The organism is Arthrobacter sp. YC-RL1 (assembly GCF_001454985.1).
Taxonomy (GTDB): domain Bacteria; phylum Actinomycetota; class Actinomycetes; order Actinomycetales; family Micrococcaceae; genus Glutamicibacter; species Glutamicibacter soli.
This window is the reverse complement of the sequence record NZ_CP013297.1, coordinates 3,718,571-3,739,806: the sequence shown is the minus strand read 5'-3', so window position 1 is coordinate 3,739,806 and position 21,236 is coordinate 3,718,571. Positions and strand designations below refer to the sequence as shown.

The following is a 21,236-nucleotide window of genomic DNA, read 5'->3' as shown; positions in this document are numbered from 1 at the left end:
ACAGTGTGTCAACAAAATACGTTTTTCTGATTGTTCGCGTTCACTATGCGGTTACGAGACAACAACCTCGAACCACAAAAAGTAAGAGACTTTGCAAGGACGAATCCACCGGATTACCAGTGGTTTGTGTGCTTCGTGATTGTTACGGCGGTCATAGCGTGGGGGAAACGCCCGGTCCCATACCGAACCCGGAAGCTAAGGCCCATTGCGCCGATGGTACTGCACTCGTGAGGGTGTGGGAGAGTAGGTCACCGCCGGACTTAACTTGTGGTGGGAGGCTCCAACAGTGTTGGGGCCTTCTGCTGTTTAACCGGTGGATCCACCTGGCCGGGACGGCCTGGCTGGGTGGCTGGTGCGGTTGGCTTGGCCGGTGGGGTGGCCGGTGGGGTGGGGGAGTAGAAGCTCCCCCCTTTTTTGTTTAACGGGGAAAGAAGCAACATACCTGAGAACGTTTGGTGAGAGCAGGGCCATACCGCGTAGCGTAGAGACCATGGATACGCTTTTCTACGCGCACCGGGGCAGCTCCCACAAGTTCTCTGAGAACACTCGGGCAGCTTACCTTCAGGCCATCGACGAGGGAGCTGATGGCATAGAGTGTGACGTCCATCTGACCCAGGATGGGATTGTCGTATGCCACCATGATCCGACCGTGGACCGTACCTCGGATTCGACGGGTCTGGTTTCCGGGTTCACGCTGTCCCAGATGAAGGCCATGGACTTCACCGGAGTCATCCCGAACCTGATTCCCGCGGGCTACGGGCAGGAGAATGAACAGCTCCTGAGCCTGGCCGAACTCTTCGAGATCCTCGAGGAACGGGGACAGCCCATTGGCCTGGCCATCGAGATCAAGCATCCCAGCCCGTTCGGGCACTTGCTCGAAGACGGGGTGCTCAAGGTCCTGGCCGACAACCATTTCGATCGTTCTACCGGTACGGCCGGCAGCAAGAACCAGATTGCCGTCACCCTCATGAGCTTCGAACCGGAATCGCTCCGGTACCTCTCCCGCACGGTGAACAAGGAGCTGCTCTGCCAGCTGATCACCGAGGTGGACGCATCGTGGGTGGACGAGCTGGTCTCCACCGGCCAGATGGGGCGCGCAGCGGTGTATGAGGTGCTGTATCGGTCGGTAGCTGAAGGGATCGAGTTCATCGACCAGGGCGGCGCCGGAATCATCGGTCCCGGGGTTGCGTGGACCCGGGCCAATGAGAAAATCGTGCGCGAGTGGCTTGGGCGTGGCCTGACAGCCAGGATCTGGACCGTTGACCGGCCAGCCGACGCGCAATACCTGGTCAACCTCGGCGTAAGCCAACTGACGAGCAACCGGCCTGCTGAACTGCGCAGGGAATTGGAACAGAACTAGGAAACATGAGCACGGCTACAACGCAAGAAAATCTGTATCTGCAGGACACCTATGCTTTTGAAGCCCAAGCGCAGGTGCTTGCCACCGGTGTCGACGAAGACGGAGCGTGGATCGCGCTCAGTCCGAACATCTTCCATCCGCGAGGCGGCGGTCAACCGGAGGACAGCGGGACGGTAAACGGGCACCCGGTCAGCGTGAGCCGCAACCAGGACGGCCTGGTGATCCTCCACGGCGCACCGGAGCTGGAACCGGGCACGCAGGTGTTCAGCTCAATCGACAAGCAGCAGCGCCTGCTGAACGCGGCACTGCACACCGCAGGGCATGTCGTGGGTTTCGCGGGAGAAGACCGCGGTTGGCAGCACAAGGGCCATTCGCATTTTCCCGGACAGTCCCGTTTGGATTTCGACCCGGCCAGCGTGGACATGCCCTTGGCGGATGACACGCAGCGTGCAGCCGCCAGGGACTGGCTGCAGGAACGCGTGGATGAATTGCTGTCCGGCGGCTGGGCCGTCATATGCACCATGGACGCCGACGGGCTGCGCACCGTGCGCATCGAGGGAATCAACGCCGAACCATGCGGTGGCACCCATGTCAGCCACGTGAGCGAACTGGCGGACGTGGTGATCAAGGAAGCCAAGGTCAAGCGCGGCGTTTACAAGGTCCGGTACGATGCCCGGCACGCGGAGTAGCCGGCTCACCCCCGCGACGAAGATGGGCCTGTCCATCGCCATTGCGACGGGTCTCTACGGAATCTCTTTCGGTGCGTTGTCCATCGCCGCGGGGCTGAACCTCTGGCAGACCGTTGCCCTGAGCGCGCTGATGTTCACCGGCGGTTCGCAATTCGCCTTCATCGGGGTGATCTCGGGCGGCGGCGCCGCGTCGGCAGCGTTCTCCGCCGCATCCCTGCTGGGCATCCGCAACGCCGTCTACGGGATGCAGATCAAGCAGGCGCTGCGTCCCCGGGGCAGGCATGTGCCATGGATGGCGCAGGTGACCATCGACGAATCCACCGCCGTCAGCTTGGGGCAGGCCGACGTAGACGAAAAACGCCGCGGGTTCTTCAGCGCCGGGGTCGGGGTGTACGTCCTGTGGAACTTCTTCACCATTGCCGGGGCGCTGCTCGGAGAACGCATGGGCGATCCCGCGGCCTGGGGGCTGGACGGGGCAGCGGTGGCGGCGTTCATCGGACTGCTGTGGCCGCGTTTGAAAGCCATGGAGCCGGTGCTCATCGCGCTGGCCGCTGCGGTGGTCACCGCGATCGCGGTTCCGCTGACGAGCCCGGGACTGCCGATCCTCATCACCGCCACCTGCGCCGCGGTCTATGCCCTGACGACCGGACGCCGGAGCAAGCCGGCAACCGAGCACGGAGAGCTGCAGAACGTCCAGGAGGACCGGGCATGAGCGAACTGAGCTGGTGGATCCTTGCAGCCTGCCTGACCGCCTATGCGATCAAGATCTGCGGTTACTTCGTACCGCGCAAGGTCCTGGACTCGCCGACGATGTCCCATGTCGCAGCCACCTTGACCATTGCACTGCTGGCCTCGTTGGTCACCGTGAATGCGTTCACCTCCGGCCAGGAGCTGGTGATCGATGCGCGCATCGGCGCGCTGGCCGCCGCCGTCGTCGCGCTGGTTTTCAAGGCCCCGTATCTGGTGGTGGTGATTGCCGGCGCACTGGCGGCGGTTCTGCTGCGGGCTACCGGATTGGCCGCCTGACACCCCGGCCCGGCCGAGGGGTGCCGTGCAGGCGGATCAATCCGGAGTCCGGGTGGTGCGCCAGTAGCTGTTGATGGCGATGCCCAACGACACCAGCAGGCAGAGCCCGCCGAAAGCCGCGAACGCGCCGGATAGGCCGGCCAGCGCCGGGGTGATGGCCAAGGCGAAGGCCGCGATGGCCAAGAAAACCAGCAGGAGTATGGTGATCCGCTGCCTCCGCATGACCTGTTCTTCGTGTGTCATTTCCTGCCCCTTCCCGGTAGTTTCCACCGCAAACTGCAAGGAGTAGTGGCTTTGCCGAAGGAAGTGACGCAGTCACCGCATCCTTCTTTCACCATAACAGCGCGGGCGGCTTGCGGACAGGGCACCCGGATCTCCCGGTAGCGGCGCAACACGTTAGGAGTTTCCCCGTGTCCGGTGGGACAGTGGACTCATGATCGTAGCTTTCTCAGTTGCCCCCAGTACCGACAACCCCAACGGCTCCGTGCACGACGCGGTCGCCGAAGCCGTGAAGATCGTCCGGGAATCGGGTCTGCCCAACCGCACCAGCTCCATGTTCACCGAAATCGAGGGTGAATGGGACGAAGTCATGGACGTCGTCAAGCGGGCCACGTTCGCCGCTGGCCAGTTCGGATCCAGGGTGTCCCTGGTTCTGAAGGCGGACATCCGCCCCGGATACACCGGTGAGATCGACGGCAAGCTGGAGCGCCTGGAACGCGCCATCGACGCATCCGGGGCGTAGCCGGAGTGCCGGGGCAATTGCCCCGCCATCGCTCCACCCTGCCGCGGCTGTGCATGGGCAAGGTCATTGGCGTGACCCCTGCACTTCCTGGAGCATCAGGAGTACCCTGAACTCGACAGACCTGTACCGGCCGGTCCGGAAAGCCGCCCGCCGATCACCAGCTGATCTGCGAGGCGTTCTCGGGCGCGCCGGAGGGCCGGCTCCTGCGCGGTTCGCCCCAACGGGTGGCCGGTTCGCAGGGGCGGTGTGCTGCACCAGGCAGCCGGGAACGTGAGGAGAACCAGAGACGATGATCCACCATCTGGCAGACCGTGAGAGCCCTGCAGTCGATGACTACTTGAATGTAGCTCTCGGACTGGAAGTTCCGGAGCTGGAAGCCGGGCGAGAGCATGCCCGCAATGCCGGGTTGCCGCGCATCGAAGTGAGCACCGCGCAGGGCAAATTCCTGCAGCTCCTGGTGGAAATCTCCGGCGCAACCCGCGTCCTGGAAATTGGTACGCTCGGCGGCTACTCGACCAGCTGGCTGGCCCGGGGCGTCGGAGCCCGGGGCAAGGTGGTCTCCTGCGAATTCGAGCCGCTGCATGCATCCGTCGCGCGCGAGAACCTGGAGCGTGCGGGGCTGTCGGACCGGGTGGAGATCAAGCTCGGCGCCGCGCAGGGGACTCTGGAGCGGCTGATCGGCTCGCGCAGCGCGCCGTTCGACCTGATTTTCATCGACGCCGACAAACGGAACAATGTGGTGTACCTGGAGCGCGCTGTGAGACTGTCCCGCTCCGGAACCGTGCTGGTGCTCGACAACGTCATCAGGGCCGGGAAGATCCTCGACGATCCGGCGCAGCACGGGCTGCAGGAAGCGGATCTTCGAGGGGTGCAGGAGTCGCTGCGCTGGCTGCGTGACGAGCCGCGGGTTTCGGCCACGGCGCTGCAGACCGTCGGGTCCAAGGGATGGGACGGTTTTGCGCTGGCCCGGGTGCTTTAGCTTCGCCGACTAGCTGCGCGAAGATTCGCGGACGTTCAGAAAGTAATTCTCGTCCGCCTCTTCATCGGCTCCCGGTTCGGCGAATGGCGGGGACTTCATGATCAGCAGGTAGGCGGCCAAGCCGCAGAGTAGGCCGACAGCCGCGCCGGCCCAGCCCGCATACTGGGTATCGCGCAGCAAGCCGCCGGCCGCCGGGCCAACGACCATGGGCGCGACATAAAAATAGGACCCCGACGAGGCAGGACCCCAGAAACGCTCCAGCTTGGCCAGGGTGCTGAATCCGATGACCAGGACCAGGCTTCCCAGCAGGATGACCCAGAAACTCGGGGACAGGCTGACCACCACGGTCAGGCTGGCGATCACTCCACCGGTCAGCGCGGCGAACGACTGGTTCCGATGCACGGACTGACCCCTTTTCCATCAATGAGCTGTAGTTATCCGGCCATCATTTCAAAAACCAGCTGCGACCGCAATCGTACTTAAGTAGGAGGGGTGGTGCGTTCCGGGGCTGGGCCGCCGCCCTGCCGTAGGGTTGGTAGCGTGCCTGAACTGAAAGATTATCGAATCCGCGCGGCAACCGCCGCGGATGTGCGCCCGGCGCTGGAAATGAAGCTGGCTGCCTGGCGGCAAGCCTACAGCGGGTTCCGCGGTGAGGAATTCTTCGCCTTCCACGAGGAACAGCTCGAGGCCCAAGTGGCCTGGTGGGAACGCGGGCTGGCCGGCGGCGCCCAGTTCTACATCGCCGAGGACGCCGAAGGGCGGATCATCGGACTGGCCGGCGGGACGCCGGTCATCGACGAGGACCAGGACGCCGGCGTCGAGATCGAGCTGGGCATGCTCTACATCCTGGCCGACTTCTACGGCTCCGGCCTGGGTGCCCACCTGCTCCAGGTGGTGCTGGGCCAGCGTCCGGCGCTGGTCTGGGTGCTGCAGGGCAACGAACGAGCCATCGCCTTCTACCGCAAGCACGGCTTCGAGCTCGACGGCGTCAGCGAGGAGCTCACCGGGTCGTGGAACGGGCTGACCGAGCTGAGGATGGTGCGCCGCAATGGCTAGGGACGCCGCGCCGACGCTCGTGGGAAGCTACCCGATCGACACAGGGCTGGCGGAGATCGAATCCGACCCCTACGGGGCCAACCGCTACATCCTCAAGGTCAACGGGGTGCCCTCCTCGCATGTGGACCTGGACGACCCAGGCTACCTGGACTTCGAGTACATGCGCTGGATGGAGCCGATCTTCCTGACGGGCTACCCGCCGGAGGACTACGACGGCCGCGCCCGCAAGCTGCGGGTGCTGCACCTGGGCGGCGGGGGCTGCTCGATGGCCCGCTGGGTCGCCTCGCGCTACGAGAACGCCCGCCAGGTCGTGGTGGAGCTGGATGCCAAGCTGGCCGAGCTGGTGCGCACCAACTTCCAGGTGCCGCGCGCCCCGCTGGTGCGCCTGCGCGTGGGGGATGCCGGGCAGGTGCTTCCCACGCTGAGCGAGGACAGCCGCGATATCATCATCCGCGACGTGTTCGCCGGCAGCACCACCCCGCGCCAGCTGACCACCGTAGGCTACGCCCGCCAGGCCCAGCGCGTGCTGGACGCGGGCGGGGTGTACATCCTGAATTGCGGCGACACCGCGGACCTGGCCGGGGCGCGGGCCGAGGCAGCCACGCTGCTGTCGGTGTTCAAGCACGTGGCGCTGATCGCCGATCCGCCCATGCTCAAGGGCCGGCGCTACGGGAACATCGTGTTCCTGGCCGGCGACGAGCCGCTGGCCCTGGGCCCGGCCTTCGAACGCAGCCTGCGCACCGCGCCGTTGCCCGCGCAGCTGGTGTCCAACTCGGCCGTCGCGCGGTTCGCCGGCTCCGCGGCACCCATCGAGGACTAGGCTTCCGGCAACCGGTCGCCGCGGCGGTAGCTGGATCCGTCGGCGGCGCGCAGCAGCAGGCCGTGGTCCACGAGATAGCGGCGGATCAGCGCGGTATCCGGGTGGAATACCCGCAGCCGCTCGTTGAGCTGCTCCTCGCGCAGCTGCTCGTCCCCGTCGATGACCGCGTCGCGCAGGTACGCCATGACCTGCAGCCGGTCCGCCGGCTTGGCAGGCAGCGTGTGCAGCTTCGTGCCGGTGAAAAAGCGGTTGATGCCGCTGCGGTCGGCCTTGGCGGTTCCCGCCGCGGCCAGGGTGTCGGCCAGCAGCTGCTCGTTCAGCTCCCAGGTCCCGCCCGCCCCGAGGCGCAGCAAGCCGATCTGCTCCCAACGGGCCAGGTCCTTGGCCCTGCGGGCCCCTGCCGCTTCCTGCTCGGGGTCCTGCCCGGTGAGCACCTGGCCCAGCAGCTTGCGCATCGCCGGGTTCTTCAGCCCCGCCGCCACCTGGATCCAGGCTCCCGCCGGGGAAGTCCCCGGTGTTTCGTTGTGATCTGCCATGCCCCCATGCTAGCGAAGCGGCACGGGCCCGTCCGGGAACGGCGGCGGCCCGCCCCGAGGGAATCGGGACGGGCCGCCGCGCGTGGCTGGAAGGGGTATGCCTACTTGACCCCGGCCCAGTCCTCGATCAGTCCGATGCCGAAGAACAGCACGAAGGCGGTAGCCACAACCCACATCAGCGGGTGGATTTCCTTCGCGCGGCCCTGGGTGGCGCGGATGAAGACGTAGGAGATGAAGCCTGCGCCGATGCCGTTGGCAATGGAGTAGGTGAACGGCATCAGGGTGAAGGTCAGGAAGGCAGGCAGCGCTACGCCCCAGTCGTTCCACTCGATCTTGGTGATCTGGGTGATCATCATGAAACCGACAACCACCAGGGCCGGGGCCACTGCCTCGAATGGCACCAGGTAGATCAGCGGGCTGAGGAACATCGCCACGATCATCAGCAGGCCGGTGAAGACCGAGGCCAGGCCGGTGCGGGCGCCCTCGCCGATGCCGGCACCGGATTCGACGAAGATCTGTGCCGAGGAGCTGGAGGTGCCGCCGCCGACGATAGCGCCGGCCGCATCGACCAGCAGCACCTTGTCCACGTTGGGGATCTGGTCGTTCTCATCCACCAGGTCCGCCTCTGCGGCCAGGCCCACCATGGTGCCCATGGCGTCGAAGAAGATGGACAGCAGGATCACGAAGGCCAGCAGCGAGGCGGCCGTCGGGCCGATCTTGGCGAAGGCGCCGAACAAGCTCACCTCGCCGATCAGCGACAGGTCTGGCAGGTGCCAGTCGGGCAGCGAGGGAACCACCAGCGACCAGCCGTTGGTCTCGGACTCGCTGACGTGGAACACTGCCTCGAAGATGTTGGCGACGATCGCGGAGACGACGATGCCGATCAGGATCGCGCCCTTGACCTTGCGGACTACCAGGGTCATGGTCAGCAGCAGGCCGATGATGAAGACCAGGATCGGCCATCCCATCAGCTGGCCGTCGAAGCCCAGGCCCACCGGCACGGTGGTGTGCGCGGCATCCGGGACGCGCTGCACGAAGCCGGCGTTGACCAGGCCGATCAGGGCGATGAACATGCCGATGCCCACGACGATGGCGGTCTTCAGCCCCGCGGGGACCGCGTTGAACACCGCGGTTCTAAACCCGGTGAGCACCAGGATGAACATCACGATGCCGGCGATCACCACCAGACCCATGACGTCGGCCCAGGTCAGTTCCGGGTTGGTGGTCACGGTGATGGCCACGAACGCGTTCACGCCGAGGCCCGTGGCCATGGCGAACGGGCTGCGGGCCCAGATGCCCATGATGATGGTCAGGATGCCGGAGACCAAGGCGGTCACGGCGGCCACGCGCTGGATCCCCAGCTCGCCGCCGGAGGAGTCGGCGCCGGAGAGCACCAGCGGGTTGAGCACCACGATGTAGCTCATCGCGAAGAACGTGGCGATGCCGCCGCGCAGTTCGGTGGAGAAGGTGGAGCGCCGCTCCGAAATCTTGAAGTAACGGTCAAGGCGTTCGCGCATATTACTGGCAGGCGCTGATTTTGTGGAGGAGGACATAGGAAAATTCTAGGTGCTTTCGGGCTCATTCCAATACCCAATTCGAATCTGAGTAGGCTCTGCGTGAAATCTTTAGATCCAACTCACATGATGGCGCACCAACGAAGTACATTGGGTGTAAGGGGCATCACGCCCACGTGAAACCGGAAGTAGTTGAGGAGCGGGTCTGATGAGTGACGAAGCACCAGTCGCAGCTGAAAAAATCGAAGGCATCGTGGTCGGCGTCGACGGATCGCAGCAGAGCAGGTGCGCACTGCGCTGGGCCGAACGCGAAGCGGTGCGCCGCGGAAGCGTGCTGAACATCGTTTCGGCCTACACCATCCCGGTTTTCGCCGCCTCCTCCATGGATGCGGGCTACTCGACCCTCGACGACGACCTGATCCGCGGCGGCGCCGAGGACATCGTGCGCCAGGCGCGCAAGGAGCTGGAAAACAGCGAGGCCACCATCCGCACCTACATCGAATCCGGCGACCCGTCGGGTGTGCTGCTGGACCTGAGCAAGGACGCCGAGCTCGTGGTGGTCGGCACCCGTGGCCGCGGCGGATTCGTGGGCCGGCTGCTCGGCTCGGTTTCCTCGGCCCTGCCGGCGCACGCCAAGTGCCCGACGGTGGTTGTTCCGCTGGCCGTGGCCAAGGAGCAGGAAGGCGACGCAGCGGCTGCAGCCGCCGCGGCGCGCAAGTCGATCGTGGTCGGCGTCGACGGCTCGGACCGCGCCCGCGCCGCGGTGCTGGCCGCAGCGGACGCCGCCATAGCCAGCGACCTGACCCTTCGCCTGATCTGCGCGGTCGCCCCGGTGGGCGCCGCGCTGGCCTGGATGCCGGCGACGGTGGACCAGGAGGCGGTGCTCGAGGACGTGCGCTACCAGATGAGCGTCGGCGTGGCCTGGCTGTCCTCGCACTACCCGACCCTGAAGATCGAGACCGATGTAATCAGCGGCCCTCCGGTCGAGGTGCTGATCCGTGAATCCGAGCACGCGGTGCTGACCGTGACCGGTTCGCGCGGCCGCGGCGGCTTCGCCGGCATGCTGCTGGGCTCGACCTCCCAGGGCGTACTGCACCACTCCAAGGGCCCGGTCATGGTGGTTCCGGATTCCGACGACCCGCGCCTGGCGGACCGGAAGAACTTCGACACCCGCGCCAACGACTAGCATCCAGGCCGCCGCGCAAGCCTGACGTGCCCCCGGGGAGCGATCCCCGGGGGCACGCTGCTGTCTGCGCCGGAAAACAGCAGAGCACCCGCGGGGACTTCCCTGCGGGTGCTCTGCTGTGGCCTGCTCCTAGTAGCGGGCGGCCTTCGAGTGGAGGTTGTTCACCCAGCTGAGCGGGGTGACCGAGATGCCTGCATTCGGGTTGCGTGCGTGGACCACTTGGCCGTTGCCGATGTAGATGGCCACGTGGTAGAACGAGGATCCTCCGTTTGAGGAGGAGAACACCAGGTCGCCGGGGCGCAGGTTGTTCAGCGACACGTACTGCGGTGCAGCGAAGAACTGCTGGGTCGAAGTGCGCGGCAGGCTGATGCCCGACTTGCCAAATGCCCGCTGGGAGAAGCTGGAGCAATCGAAGGCGTTCGGGCCGTTGGCGCCGTAGACGTAGTACTTGCTGTTGTCACTGGCGGTATTCAGTGCCCAGGAAATTGCAGCGCCGTAGCTGCGTCCGCTGCTCTGGGGAGCAACTTCCTGCTCCTGCTTGGGAGCTTCGGTCTTCTGCGGCTTCGGCTTGGGCTTCGGGGTTTCCTTCGGCTTTTCGGTGGCCTTGGGGGTTTCTTTCGGCTTCTGCGTTGCCTTCGGGGTTTCCTTCGGCTTTTCGGTGGCCTTCGGGGTTTCCTTCGGCTTTTCGGTCGCCTTCGGGGTTTCCTTCGGCTTCTGGGTTTCCTCGGCCTTTGGAGTCTCGGCAGGCTTCTGGGTTTCTTCGACCTGCGGGGTTTCGGTCTTCTGCGGCTTCGGAGCGCTCTCCGGCTCAGGAGCCAAGGTCGGAGTGACGGTATCCACTTCGTCCAGCGGCTGCGCTTCAGGCTTTGGCTTCACGGTTGGCTCGGCGGTCGACTCGTCGACTTCCAGTTCCTGCGGCGCATCCACGGCCAGCGGCTGGATCGTGCCGGCCTGGCTTGGCTTGACGACCGGTTCGTCGTCGGCGCTGAGGGTTTCCTGCAGGGCGGTTTCGCGTTCCGCCTCTTCCTGCTTTTCGACCTGCTTGCGGACCTCGGCTTCTTCCTGGTCCTTCAGGCTTGCCAGGTTGCTGATCAGCTCGTCGCGCAGGTCCTGCTCTGGCTTGATGGCGGCCTGGTAGGTGGCCAAGGTGCTGTTGGCGGTCGACGCGGAGGCATCGTAGTTCGCCGCGGCTTCTTTCGCTGCGCTTTGCGCGGCGTCTGCGTAGGATTCCCAGGAAGAGACCAGAGCCTCGGCCTCGGTGGCCGAATTGACCGACTGGACCTGCTGCTGGCTCAGGGTGTCAATGGTGGCGGCCTTGTAGAAAAGGTCGTTCGAGTCGTCGCTGTTCAACAGGATGCCGAGCGTGGAGTTGCCGGCGCCGTTGCGGTAGATGTCCGAAGCGATGGCGCCCAGATCGGTCTGGCTCTGTTTGAGGTACTGCTTGGCATACTCCAGCTGCTTGACGGCCTTTTCGGCGTCGGCGGTGCGCAGATCGCGCTCCTCGCCTGCGGTCAGCAGCGACTCCTGGGCCTCGGCGGCCGCCGTTTCGGCCTGGAGCAACTCGGCACGGCTGGAGGCCAGCGAAGCTTCCAGGCGCGCGATCATCGCATTGGTGGAGTCCTTGTCCTTCTTGGCTGCCTCGATCTCCGCTGCACTAGGCAGGCCGGAAACCGAACGCTCGGCTGCGATCGACACGGTGGTCGGGAATGACGTAGTGGTTGCTGCTGAAGCGGGTGCTGCTCCGGCAAGGCAGGTGACTGCCAATGCAAGAGTGCTCGCTGCAACGCCGAGCGTGTGGCGGTAAGCCATATCGTTCCTCACTGATTCCAAGAGATGACATTGGGGCAGTTTCAATCCGTGATCATCCAACGGGGTTAGGTCACGATTTGGATAAGCCCCAAATAGCACACTATGCCAACATCGGTACCGTTCGCAACAGTAGTCACACCAGTCACACGAATTACATTGACGGAATTATGAGACTGAAAATGCCTGTGATGTGGAGCGACGTGAAAACGGGGGCTGGGTTCGCGGCCGATGGAAACTCTCGAAGATCACCGGTCCCCTTTCCCAGTTCGTGGTTAACGGGGCCATCGAGTGACGAAAATGTAACGGTCGATCACTGCCGACCGCGACACCGATTTTTTGACCTCTTAAACGTGCGGGCGAAATCCGCCGCGTGACCCGGTTGCGGCGCTCCGCTGACTGCGCGATGAGCCGGGCACGGACCGGGTGACTTGCAAACACAGAAGGGGTTTCTCTGTGAGGTCGGACACCGCCGCTGGGGCAGGTGGCTGCAATCTCACCGTATTTTGTGACGCACATCTCAGAAAGACTTTTTCGGGAAATGCGCTCATGACCACCCTAATTCGTGCAGTCTGGCGTCGTCGATGCCGAAGTGGTGGGCTACTTCGTGCATGACCGTAATCTTGATTTCGCGGACAACATCCTCTCGAGTTTCGCAGGCCCGAAGCGTGGGATTTTTGAAGATGGTGATGCGGTCGGGAAGGGCTCCAGCCTCCCATCCCTGATCTCGTTCGGTCAGTGCCACTCCGTCGTAAATCCCCAGAATCTCGGTGTTTTCCGGCTCTCCGGGGAGTGGCTCGTACTCGTCTTCAATAAAGAAAACGACGTTATCCATCATGTCCAGGGCCTGCTGCGGAATGGCGTCAATAGCCTCCTGAGCCAGGGCGTCGAACTCGTCGTCGGGCATCTGTAGATCCATGCCTCCAGCCTAGGTCGACGACCCGCTTTTGGGATGGTTCGAGAGGTTGCGAATGCCGATTTTGCGAAAACAAAAAAGCCCACGTATAGTTATTGGAGTCCGCAGCGGAGACGAAAGAAACCGCAGCTGATATAGGCCCCCATCGTCTAGCGGCCTAGGACACTGCCCTTTCACGGCAGCGGCACGGGTTCGAATCCCGTTGGGGGTACAAACAGCCACTTTGTGGTTGTCAGATGGAGAAATCCATCGGCTTGCGAAAGCAAGGCCCTGTAGCGCAGTTGGTTAGCGCGCCGCCCTGTCACGGCGGAGGTCGCGGGTTCAAGTCCCGTCAGGGTCGCTCAATTTACTAGCAATAGTAAATTAGGTGTCCAAATATTGTGACGCCAGGCTCTGTAGCTCAGTTGGTAGAGCGTTCGACTGAAAATCGAAAGGTCACCGGATCGACGCCGGTCGGAGCCACGCAGGCCCTCGGGTAACCGAGGGTTTTACTGTGTGAATTGGGATTATCCCAAAACACCAGGCCCTGTAGCGCAGTTGGTTAGCGCGCCGCCCTGTCACGGCGGAGGTCGCGGGTTCAAGTCCCGTCAGGGTCGCAGTACATGAAAGCTCCAGTTCAAGCGAACTGGAGCTTTTCCCTTTCCCGGAACGGGCCCGGTTTCGCTTGGGTCCGGTTAGTTGGCCCGGCCCAGCTGGCGCGGGCCGATCCATCGATTGCTCAGGCGCCGGTAGGCCGCCGCGGCCATGGTCATGTCGCCGTCCTCCAGGGCCTGGATTCCGTGCATCAGGTCGTTCACGGATTCATCGGGCCAAACGATGTCCGCAAGCAGCCCGTAATCCAGCTCGATCACCGACTGCGGGTCGAAGGATTCAAGCCAGCCGCCCAGTGACCCCAGTTCTTCGAACAGCGGTGCCTGCGGCGCGTGGGTAGCCATGGTCTGCACCGCCCAGGCCAGGCGCTCGATGGCCTGCTCAAGCGGAACCAGCAACCGAACTGTCCGCAGCCGCTCCCCGACGTAGAGGACCTCGCACTCGTCGTCATCGCGGAACAGCGAGAACCAGCTCAGCGGGATGCCCCAGGTGGAGGTACGGGTGTGCAGGTGCGTCAGGTCAGCGGCAAGCTTGTCCGTGTCCACGCGCTGCCCGTTCGCGCGGCGGGCGGCCGGCGGGATCAGCAGATCGAAAACTTCGGCGCGCATGGCTTCCTCCGCCTGCTCCGCGGCCAGCAGGCTCCGGGCCTGGATCTGCGAGGGGCAGTACCGGGTATGCTCGGCGCCCTGGTAGTCGAGGATCTTGACGGTGCGGAAGGTTTCCTGCTCGGTGTGGGGGAACGGGTCGGAGACGCCGCGCAGGGTTCGCTCCCACAGCTGCTGGTTCTCCAGTACGTCGAGCTGGTCCGCGCTGCGCCCGGGGGTGTTGATGATAATGGACTGGGCCCAGTCCTCGAACGCGGACAGCGGTTCGTAGACACGCAGGTGCGCGGTCGCTGCCGTCAGGTCGTACAGGGGCCCAGTCATCTTCATTCCCCTAATCTATCCGCCCAGCTCCACAATTACCGGCGCATGGTCGCTCGCGCCCTTGCCTTTGCGCTCTTCGCGATCAATGCTCGCGCCGGTGACCCGCGCGGTGAGGGCCGGCGAGGTCAACGAGAAATCGATGCGCATGCCTTCGCCCTTGGGGAAGCGCAGCTGGGTGTAGTCCCAGTAGGTGAACTGGCCTTCGGTGTGCGGGCGGACGACATCGGTGAATCCGGCGTCCTCGAAGGCCGCGAAGGCCGCGCGTTCGGGAGCAGAAACGTGGGTCAGCTCGTTTTCCAGGAAGAAGTTGATGTCCCAGACATCTTCGTCCTTCGGGGCGATGTTCCAGTCGCCCATGAGCGCAATCTGCGCCTGCGGATCGGCTTCCAGCCAGCCGACGGTGTCCTGCTTGAGCGCGTCGAGCCAGCTGAGCTTGTAACCCATGTGCTCGTCATCCAGGGCGCGGCCGTTGGGGACGTAGAGGCTCCAGATGCGCACACCGCCGCACGTCGCGCCGATGGCACGCGGCTCTAGGATCGGGTTCTTGCCGCCCTTGCCGAATTCCGGCTGCCCGGCGAAACCGCGCTGCACGTCATCCAGACCGACGCGCGAGGCAATGGCCACGCCGTTCCACTGGTTCACGCCGCAATGCGCGACTTCGTAGTCGTTGTTCTCGAACAATTCCCACGGGAAATTGTCGTCCTTGCATTTCGTTTCCTGGATGGCCAGGACATCCACGTCGGTGCGGCGCAGCCAGTCCTCAACACGGTCGGCTCGGGCACGCAGCGAATTTACATTCCAAGTCGCAATCTTCACTTCTTCAACCTATCAAGTTTGACCGAGCGAGCCACTTCAATTTACTTGGAAGTCCGAGTATATTCGTCTCTGAAGGTGACCCCAATCACTCAAAGGAGAGGCCCTTGCCTGAGATCCTGATCCAGTGCCGCGGACATCTGGGGCTCATTACCCTGAACCGTCCGAAATCCCTGAACGCACTGAATACGGACATGTGCCGCGCCATCCTGGACGCGCTGCTGCAGTGGCGCGATGATCCGGAGATTGAACACGTGGCTGTTGTCGGGGCCGGCGACCGGGCCTTCTGCGCCGGCGGGGATATCGTCGCCATCTACCAGGACATCCTGGAGCGCAATGGTTCCTCGGAAGAATTCTGGCGGGTCGAATACCAGCTCAATGTCTTGATCGACGAGTACCCCAAGCCGTATATCGCGTTCATGGACGGAATTGTGCTGGGCGGAGGCATCGGCATCTCGGCTCACGGGAGCCATCGCATCGTGACCGAAACGAGCCGGTGCGGCATGCCGGAGGTGGGCATCGGATTCTTCCCGGATGTCGGGGGCACCCACCTGCTATCCCGCGCCCCGCGGGCGGCAGGACGCCTGGCGGCGCTGACCGGCATGAAGTTCGGCGCCGCGGACACCATGGCGCTGGGACTCGCCGATAACTACGTACTGCAAAAGGATCTGGCGGCCCTGCTTGAGGCGCTGCAGACTGAGCCGGTGGACCGCGCGGTGTCGCGCTTCGCGGGAATCCCCGAGGCCGGGTGCCTGCACGAAGAGTGGGTCCAGTCCTTCTCCGAGCCGAGCATTCCGGCGGTCGCGGCGGAACTGTCCGAGTTCGAGAACCCGCGGGCTGCAGCGGCCCTGGCGGCGCTGGAAGCCGCGTGCCCGAGCTCGGTGCGGCTTGTGGACGAGCTGCTGCGGGACGCCGGGGCCGACTTGCGTGCGGACTTGGCCCGCGAGTTCCGGGCGGCCGTGCATCGGCTCGACGACCCGGATTTCGCTGAGGGCATCCGTGCCGCGGTGATCGACAAGGACCGAAAGCCGCAGTGGAACGAACCGCTGGAAAACCTCAGCCCCGAGCAGCGCACGGCCAGGCATTTCAGGCCGCTGGCCGGCTCCGAATTGAATTTCACCCTGATTGACCAGGGACTATGCGAAAAGAGTGGACGATGAGCAATCTGCCAGTTATCGGATTCCTGGGACTAGGGCACATGGGACTGCCCATGGCCATCAATCTTCACCGGGCCGGCTACAAGCTTAAGGGCTTCGATGTCGTCCCTGCGGCGGTGCAAGCCGCGGCGGATGCCGGCATCGAAACGGTCGACAGCGGAGCCGACGCGGCGAAGGACGTCGACATCGTGCTGACCATGTTCCCCTCGGGCCAGCATGTGCTGGACGCCTACCGGAGCTACCTGCTCGACGCCGCGGCGCCGAATACGCTGTTCCTCGAATGCTCTACCATCGATGTCGCTCAGGCCCGCGAAGCGGCTGAGCTGGCCGTCGCCGCCGGGCATCGCAGCGCGGACGCGCCGGTCTCCGGCGGAGTGGTCGGAGCCGAAGCAGGGACCTTGACCTTCATGCTCGGAGCCGAGGCCGCGGACCTGGCGGAGATCACTGCCGTGCTGGAGCATATGGGCAAGCGGATCGTGCACTGTGGCGGCCACGGTTCGGGGCAGGCCGCGAAAATCTGCAACAACATGCTGCTGGGCGTTTCAATGATCGGCGCGGCCGAGGCCTTCGTCCTGGGCGAGCGCCTGGGTCTGGAACACCAAGCGCTCTACGACGTCATTTCCACTGCCTCGGGCCAATGCTGGTCGGTGACCACCAATTGTCCGGTCCCCGGGCCGGTGCCCGCGTCGCCGGCGAACCGCGACTACCAGCCCGGCTTCGCCGCGGCGCTGATGGCCAAGGACCTTGGGCTGGCGTCCAGCGCGCTGGAGCATACCGATACCGATGCGCGAATGGGCGCCCTGGCCGCGGCGCTCTACCGCAAGTTCAGCGACGAGGGAAATGCCGGCACGGACTTCTCGGGAATCATCAACGCGGTGCGCGAAGGAACGTTATAGGAAGTCGCCCGAGGCCCTGCGGAAGCGCGAGAGGATCTGGAACAGCTCCCGCGCATCCGCGACCGGCAGGCCGCTGTCGGCGAACAGCTGCTCGTTGAGATCGTCGCGGGCCGCGGCCAGGACATTCGCCCCCTCGGCGGTCAGTTCAAGCAGCCGGGTGCGGCCGTCGGTGGGATGCTGAATCCGGCGGACTAGGCCGGTGGCTTCCAGCCGGTCCACGGAATTGGTCAGGCTTGTCGCATGCACCTGCAGCAGGCGGCTGGCGTGGGTCATGGGTAGCGAACCTCGCTTGGAGAAGCCGAGCAGCGCGAGCACCTCGAAGCGGGCGAAGGTCAGGCCGTGCGGCCTGAGTATTGAATCCGCGCGCTGAAGAAAGATCGAGGCGGTGCGCATGACTGCGGTAATCGCGGCCATGGAGTCCGCCTCGGCATCCCAGCCATGGGAGACCCACTGGTCGCGGGCCTGGGCAATCGGGTCGCGCGGCAATGGTGACGACATTTTCTACCCCCAAAATAAGACCTAGTCCAACAATATACTTGGACATCCTAAGGTTTGGAAGGAGATCCCGGATGGACCTCATGACCGACATTTCGGCGCAACTCACCCAGTCCGAGCGCGCGCGCCTGGCCCAGGTGCGTGAACTCGCCCAAGGCAGGATCCGCAGGCAATCCATCGAGTACTGGAACCGCGAGGACTTCGCTCCCGGGCTGGTGGCGGAGCTCGGCGCCGCGGGCCTGGGCGCGGTGCAGCTGGAGGACTGCTCGCATCTGGCGCGTGGGCTGATTCATGCCGAGCTGGCCCGCGCTGACATCTCCCTCTCCTCGGTGGTGGGAATCCACAATGAACTTGTGCTCGGAATGATCAACGAATTAGGCTCCGAAGCGCAACGCCGAGAGTGGCTGCCGCGTTTGGGCAGGCTTGAGGCATTCGGAGCGTTTGCCATGACCGAGCCGGAGCATGGATCGGACATTGCCGGGGGAATGGCCACCAGCGTGCACCGGGAAGGCGACGAGTACGTCCTTACCGGGCGCAAGCGCTGGATCGGCATGGGAACCATCGCGGACTTCGCGCTGGTCTGGGCCAGGGAACCGGAATCCGGGGACATCGGCGCCTATCTGGTGGAATCCGGCAGGCGGGGATTCAGCGCCTCCAAGATCGGAAACAAGATCGGCCTGCGCATCATGCAGAATGCCGACATCGAACTGCACGAGGTGCGTATTCCGCTGGAAAACAAGCTTCCCGGAGCCACAGGCTTCGCCGCAGCGAACCACCTGCTCATGCAATCCCGGGCGTGGGTCGGCTGGCAGGCTGCCGGCGCGATGCTGGCGACCCTGGACGTCTGCACGGCCTACGCGGTCAGCCGTGGGCAGTTCGGCAAGCCGCTGGCATCCTTCCAGCTCATCCAGCAGGCCCTTGCCGAAATCGTCGGCAATGCCCGGGCCGGGCTGTCCATGATGGGCGACATCGCGCGCAAGCAGGAGGCGGGAAAGCTGACCATGGCCGATGCAGCGCTGGCCAAGTCGACGGCAACCCGGCTGGCGCGGGATGCGGTGGCCAAGGGCCGTGCACTTCTTGACGGCAATGGGGTGTCCTCGGAATACGAAATGGCCAAGATCTTCTGCGATGTTGAAATCCTCCATACCTACGAAGGCACCTATGAGATCAATTCGCTCATTGTGGGGCGTGCGTTGACTGGAACGGGCGCCTTCGTCTGATTACATGGGCGCCGCTCGCCGTCTCCTCCCGTTTTGCACGCGCGCCCAGGCTGCCGGCTCTGGAAGATCCGGGGTTGGCAGCCGCTAAAACAAAAACTGAGAAAGTACTTTCCAATACAGAAAGTACTTGTTAGTCTTTTGGTACATCGGAGGAACGGAACCGCGGGAGCAGGATCATGAACAAGATGTCCAATGCCACGTACTCGATCATCATCAGCCTTGCGGGCGTGCTCTTCGCAGCTCTCGCGCTCTTCGCCTACTTCAGCGGCCGCAACGCGCTGATTTTCGTGGGAATGGGAATCTTTTTCGCCGTGACGATGACCATGAGCTCATTGCACGCTCGGCAGCAGGCCGCGGCCCGCGCGGAAGAGCGCGCGTCATGAGCGCCGAAAACAACCTCAACCCGGAACAGCAGCTGGCAGCGCTGGCGCAGGCCCAAGCCGACATGGACCGTGCCGTTGGCTACGGCTCAAGGCTTCTAGGCTGGTACAGCATCATCGTTTCGCTGGTCATCGGCGCCCTCGCTTTCCTGCTGCAGCTGTATCCACCGCAGAAGCACATGGCCGGCTTCATCGTGATCATTGGACTCTACGTGGTGGCGATCCTCGCCGCGTCGCTGGCCTACCGTAAGCTCTACCGTTCGCTTCCGATCGGCGCGTCAAAACGCTACACCTGGGGGTTCACCCTGACCATCGTCTTCTATGCGGCCTCGTTGGCGCTCCTTCCGCAGCAGCTGAGTTCCTGGGCCATCCTAGGACTGATTTGGATCGTTGTATCGGCCCCGCTACTGATTGTGGGAATCGGCATGGTGCGGAAATGACCACGCATGCCCGGAACCGACTCAATGACGACTTCTCCAATCCCGTCCGCCTGTCCATCATGGGCGCGCTGAACATGGTGGAGGAGGCGGATTTCAAGTCGCTCAAGGAAGCGCTGGGAATTTCGGATTCTGTGCTGTCCCGCCATCTGAGCGCCCTGGAGGAAAAAGGCCACGTCAAAATCCGCAAGGGATTCGTGGGAAAACGTCCTCGGACCTGGGCCAAGCTGAGCCCCGAAGGGCGCAGTGCCTTCACGGAGCACGTCCAGGCCCTGAAGGAAGTCACCGGCCTGGCCTAGCCGCCGTCATTTCGCGGCGGGCCGTGGTGACCGGGCGGATTTTCCTGCTTGGCTCCACATCCTCCCTGCCGCAGCGATGAGCAACGGCACGGCCAGCACGGCCCAGAAGGGATCGGCTGGAAGGCCGGTCGGGAGGGCGGCCCCTGCGGCCATCGCCGCAGTCCAGGCCAGCCGGCGCGGGACGCGTGCGGCCCCAGCTACCGCTGAGGACTGGATCAAGCTCAGGTTCGAGACGCTCGCCGCCCACAGCGCAAAACTCAGAGCGATGCCGAAGCCCTGCCCGAGGTGAGCAGCTCCATCCGGCGTAGCCGATGTAGATGCCGAGGAGAATTCCCAGCACCGGCCGCCAACCGGCGGCACCCGCCGTGCGGTGTTCGGATCCAGCTTCCATGGATGCGTCCTCGTTTGCCGTGGGGCGGTGCCGTAGCGGCACCGTGGCCGCAGCCTAGCGCCCGAAGTCGGTGAAATCCATGAAACCCGCGTCTGGGAGGACTTCCTCTAGGCTCTCCACCATTTGTCGAGGTTGGTGGCGGGAACGGTCCGCTTATGTCGCGAGAGAACGAAGCGCCGTTCGATCGACAGCGCGGCGGCCTCGTCGATTTCGCGGCCCTCGAGGTAGTCGTCGATCTGCGCGTAGGTCAGTCCCAGTTCGTCCTCGTCGGTACGCTGCGGCTGGCCGTCCAGCAGGTCCGCGGTGGGAGCCTTGGCCCAGAGCAGCTCTGGGGCGTCCAACTCGCGCAACAGCGCCTGGTTCTGCCGCTTGTTCAGCCCGGCCAGCGGCAGCAGGTCTGCGCCTCCGTCGCCGAACTTCGTGAAGAACCCGGTCACGGACTCCGCCGCATGGTCGGTGCCGATGACCAGCATGCCGCGGTCCCCGGCCACCGCGTACTGGACGATCATCCGCATGCGGGCCTTGGCGTTGCCTCGGTTGAAATCGCTGATCGCAGGATGCCCGGCATCGGCCAGGGCTTCATCCAGTCCCGCCACGGGCTTGGAGATATTGACCTCGAACTCCTGGTCGGCGGCGACGAACTGCATGGCCGCCGCGGCATCCGCCGCATCATGCTGGACCCCGTGGGGCAGGCGGACGGCGATGAATTCGGCGGTGCCGCCGGCTTCGCGCACTTCCTGAACGGCAAGCTGAGCCAGGCGTCCGGCGAGCGTGGAATCGATGCCGCCGGAAATGCCCAGCACGAAACCCTTCGCGCCGGTCGCGGCGAGGTAGTCTTTCAAGAAGTCGACTCGGGATCGCACTTCCTCGGCCGGGTTGATGGACGACTTGACGCCCAGCTCTTCAATGATTGCTGCTTGAAGTTCACGCATGTAACTAATCCTAGGTATATCGGAGGCAGGATGCGGTCGTAACTGCGGAAGGGCGGCGAAACTTAACGA

The 21,236-nt window shown here is 64.2% G+C and carries 25 protein-coding genes, 4 tRNA genes and 1 rRNA gene; 20 read left to right on the top strand and 10 right to left on the bottom strand.

All coding sequences use genetic code 11. From position 1 onward, the window contains the following. The first annotated feature begins 143 nt into the window (after positions 1–143). From rrf to ATC04_RS17205, 5 genes are all read left to right on the top strand, one after another. A 5S ribosomal RNA gene (rrf, locus tag ATC04_RS17225) occupies positions 144–260 on the top strand. Positions 261–490: 230 nt separating this feature from the next. After that, a complete protein-coding gene (locus ATC04_RS17220; RefSeq protein WP_047118193.1) occupies positions 491–1,360 on the top strand; it encodes a glycerophosphodiester phosphodiesterase family protein in 870 nt (289 codons plus the stop codon). A 5-nt stretch (positions 1,361–1,365) separates the two neighbouring features. Beyond that, positions 1,366–2,049 carry a serine-tRNA(Ala) deacylase AlaX gene (locus ATC04_RS17215; RefSeq protein ID WP_047118192.1) on the top strand — a complete coding sequence of 228 codons (684 nt, stop codon included), beginning with the start codon at positions 1,366–1,368 and terminating at the stop codon, positions 2,047–2,049. After that, positions 2,030–2,761: an AzlC family ABC transporter permease gene (locus ATC04_RS17210; RefSeq protein WP_047118191.1), complete on the top strand. Its 732-nt coding sequence runs from the start codon at positions 2,030–2,032 to the stop codon at positions 2,759–2,761. The genes ATC04_RS17215 and ATC04_RS17210 overlap by 20 nt, the downstream gene beginning before the upstream one ends. Then, positions 2,758–3,075 carry an AzlD domain-containing protein gene (locus ATC04_RS17205; RefSeq protein WP_047118190.1) on the top strand — a complete coding sequence of 106 codons (318 nt, stop codon included), beginning with the start codon at positions 2,758–2,760 and terminating at the stop codon, positions 3,073–3,075. Before ATC04_RS17210 ends, ATC04_RS17205 begins: the two co-directional genes overlap by 4 nt. 36 nt (positions 3,076–3,111) lie before the next feature. Here ATC04_RS17205 and ATC04_RS17200 read toward each other — a convergent pair whose 3' ends face one another. Next, on the bottom strand, positions 3,112–3,318 hold the full coding sequence (locus tag ATC04_RS17200) for a hypothetical protein (RefSeq protein ID WP_047118189.1): 207 nt from the start codon (positions 3,316–3,318) through the stop codon (positions 3,112–3,114). Between the two features lie 190 nt (positions 3,319–3,508). On the opposite strand from ATC04_RS17200, the gene ATC04_RS17195 reads away from it, so the two are divergent. Further along, complete coding sequence (locus tag ATC04_RS17195) at positions 3,509–3,817, top strand: thiamine-binding protein (protein ID WP_047118188.1); 309 nt, start codon at positions 3,509–3,511, stop codon at positions 3,815–3,817. 289 nt (positions 3,818–4,106) lie between these two features. Beyond that, a complete protein-coding gene (locus tag ATC04_RS17190) occupies positions 4,107–4,796 on the top strand; it encodes an O-methyltransferase (protein ID WP_052772224.1) in 690 nt (229 codons plus the stop codon). Between the two features lie 9 nt (positions 4,797–4,805). Here ATC04_RS17190 and ATC04_RS17185 read toward each other — a convergent pair whose 3' ends face one another. Then, the gene (locus tag ATC04_RS17185; RefSeq protein WP_047118187.1) at positions 4,806–5,198 is read right to left on the bottom strand and encodes a hypothetical protein; all 393 of its coding nucleotides are present in this window, start codon (positions 5,196–5,198) and stop codon (positions 4,806–4,808) included. Positions 5,199–5,336: 138 nt separating this feature from the next. Between ATC04_RS17185 and ATC04_RS17180 the strand changes: the two genes are divergently transcribed. Both ATC04_RS17180 and ATC04_RS17175 read left to right on the top strand, forming a co-directional pair. Further along, positions 5,337–5,852, top strand: a complete 516-nt coding sequence (locus ATC04_RS17180) for a GNAT family N-acetyltransferase (RefSeq protein WP_047118186.1) — start codon at positions 5,337–5,339, stop codon at positions 5,850–5,852. Further along, complete coding sequence (locus tag ATC04_RS17175) at positions 5,845–6,672, top strand: fused MFS/spermidine synthase (protein ID WP_047118185.1); 828 nt, start codon at positions 5,845–5,847, stop codon at positions 6,670–6,672. The genes ATC04_RS17180 and ATC04_RS17175 overlap by 8 nt, the downstream gene beginning before the upstream one ends. Here ATC04_RS17175 and ATC04_RS17170 read toward each other — a convergent pair. Both ATC04_RS17170 and ATC04_RS17165 read right to left on the bottom strand, forming a co-directional pair. Then, positions 6,669–7,208 carry a DUF2087 domain-containing protein gene (locus ATC04_RS17170; protein ID WP_082636919.1) on the bottom strand — a complete coding sequence of 180 codons (540 nt, stop codon included), beginning with the start codon at positions 7,206–7,208 and terminating at the stop codon, positions 6,669–6,671. The two genes, ATC04_RS17175 and ATC04_RS17170, sit on opposite strands and share 4 nt — an antisense overlap. 101 nt (positions 7,209–7,309) lie before the next feature. Then, complete coding sequence (locus ATC04_RS17165) at positions 7,310–8,761, bottom strand: NCS2 family permease (RefSeq protein WP_197413548.1); 1,452 nt, start codon at positions 8,759–8,761, stop codon at positions 7,310–7,312. A gap of 169 nt (positions 8,762–8,930) precedes the next feature. On the opposite strand from ATC04_RS17165, the gene ATC04_RS17160 reads away from it, so the two are divergent. Then, complete coding sequence (locus tag ATC04_RS17160; RefSeq protein WP_047118183.1) at positions 8,931–9,908, top strand: universal stress protein; 978 nt, start codon at positions 8,931–8,933, stop codon at positions 9,906–9,908. A gap of 129 nt (positions 9,909–10,037) precedes the next feature. Here the strand turns inward: ATC04_RS17160 and ATC04_RS17155 are convergent, their stop codons facing one another. Together ATC04_RS17155 and ATC04_RS17150 are read right to left on the bottom strand one after the other, a co-directional pair. Further along, complete coding sequence (locus ATC04_RS17155) at positions 10,038–11,717, bottom strand: NlpC/P60 family protein (RefSeq protein ID WP_152666770.1); 1,680 nt, start codon at positions 11,715–11,717, stop codon at positions 10,038–10,040. Positions 11,718–12,261: 544 nt separating this feature from the next. After that, the gene (locus tag ATC04_RS17150; RefSeq protein WP_047118181.1) at positions 12,262–12,633 is read right to left on the bottom strand and encodes a metallopeptidase family protein; all 372 of its coding nucleotides are present in this window, start codon (positions 12,631–12,633) and stop codon (positions 12,262–12,264) included. Between the two features lie 135 nt (positions 12,634–12,768). Here ATC04_RS17150 and ATC04_RS17145 point away from each other — a divergent pair. The 4 genes from ATC04_RS17145 to ATC04_RS17130 all read left to right on the top strand — a co-directional run bounded on the left by ATC04_RS17145 (position 12,769) and on the right by ATC04_RS17130 (position 13,226). After that, positions 12,769–12,841, top strand: a tRNA-Glu gene (locus ATC04_RS17145). Between the two features lie 55 nt (positions 12,842–12,896). Further along, a tRNA-Asp gene (locus tag ATC04_RS17140) sits at positions 12,897–12,970 on the top strand. Between the two features lie 49 nt (positions 12,971–13,019). Continuing rightward, a tRNA-Phe gene (locus tag ATC04_RS17135) sits at positions 13,020–13,092 on the top strand. 60 nt (positions 13,093–13,152) lie between these two features. Further along, positions 13,153–13,226 (top strand) — tRNA-Asp (locus tag ATC04_RS17130). A 78-nt stretch (positions 13,227–13,304) separates the two neighbouring features. Here the strand turns inward: ATC04_RS17130 and ATC04_RS17125 are convergent. Both ATC04_RS17125 and ATC04_RS17120 read right to left on the bottom strand, forming a co-directional pair. Beyond that, a complete protein-coding gene (locus ATC04_RS17125) occupies positions 13,305–14,147 on the bottom strand; it encodes a hypothetical protein (RefSeq protein WP_047118250.1) in 843 nt (280 codons plus the stop codon). A 15-nt stretch (positions 14,148–14,162) separates the two neighbouring features. Next, a complete protein-coding gene (locus ATC04_RS17120; protein WP_047118180.1) occupies positions 14,163–14,963 on the bottom strand; it encodes an exodeoxyribonuclease III in 801 nt (266 codons plus the stop codon). 104 nt (positions 14,964–15,067) lie between these two features. Here ATC04_RS17120 and ATC04_RS17115 point away from each other — a divergent pair, with 104 nt between their 5' ends. Together ATC04_RS17115 and mmsB are read left to right on the top strand one after the other, a co-directional pair. Further along, the gene (locus ATC04_RS17115; protein ID WP_047118179.1) at positions 15,068–16,120 is read left to right on the top strand and encodes a 3-hydroxyisobutyryl-CoA hydrolase; all 1,053 of its coding nucleotides are present in this window, start codon (positions 15,068–15,070) and stop codon (positions 16,118–16,120) included. Then, positions 16,117–17,013: a 3-hydroxyisobutyrate dehydrogenase gene (gene mmsB / locus ATC04_RS17110; RefSeq protein WP_047118178.1), complete on the top strand. Its 897-nt coding sequence runs from the start codon at positions 16,117–16,119 to the stop codon at positions 17,011–17,013. The genes ATC04_RS17115 and mmsB overlap by 4 nt, the downstream gene beginning before the upstream one ends. Here mmsB and ATC04_RS17105 read toward each other — a convergent pair. Continuing rightward, positions 17,008–17,511 (bottom strand): MarR family transcriptional regulator, encoded by a 504-nt coding sequence (locus ATC04_RS17105; protein ID WP_047118177.1) that lies wholly within the window; start codon positions 17,509–17,511, stop codon positions 17,008–17,010. The genes mmsB and ATC04_RS17105 overlap by 6 nt on opposite strands. Before the next feature lie 71 nt (positions 17,512–17,582). Here ATC04_RS17105 and ATC04_RS17100 point away from each other — a divergent pair, with 71 nt between their 5' ends. From ATC04_RS17100 to ATC04_RS17085, 4 genes are all read left to right on the top strand, one after another. Further along, entirely contained in the window at positions 17,583–18,728 is a 1,146-nt protein-coding gene (locus ATC04_RS17100) for an acyl-CoA dehydrogenase family protein (RefSeq protein ID WP_052772221.1), read from the top strand. A 176-nt stretch (positions 18,729–18,904) separates the two neighbouring features. Continuing rightward, positions 18,905–19,111 carry a hypothetical protein gene (locus tag ATC04_RS17095; protein WP_047118176.1) on the top strand — a complete coding sequence of 69 codons (207 nt, stop codon included), beginning with the start codon at positions 18,905–18,907 and terminating at the stop codon, positions 19,109–19,111. Next, positions 19,108–19,548 (top strand): hypothetical protein, encoded by a 441-nt coding sequence (locus ATC04_RS17090; RefSeq protein ID WP_047118175.1) that lies wholly within the window; start codon positions 19,108–19,110, stop codon positions 19,546–19,548. Before ATC04_RS17095 ends, ATC04_RS17090 begins: the two co-directional genes overlap by 4 nt. After that, positions 19,545–19,844: a transcriptional regulator gene (locus ATC04_RS17085; RefSeq protein WP_047118174.1), complete on the top strand. Its 300-nt coding sequence runs from the start codon at positions 19,545–19,547 to the stop codon at positions 19,842–19,844. Before ATC04_RS17090 ends, ATC04_RS17085 begins: the two co-directional genes overlap by 4 nt. Before the next feature lie 498 nt (positions 19,845–20,342). Here ATC04_RS17085 and nadE read toward each other — a convergent pair whose 3' ends face one another. Further along, a complete protein-coding gene (gene nadE, locus ATC04_RS17080; RefSeq protein WP_047118173.1) occupies positions 20,343–21,167 on the bottom strand; it encodes an ammonia-dependent NAD(+) synthetase in 825 nt (274 codons plus the stop codon). Positions 21,168–21,236 lie beyond the last annotated feature (69 nt).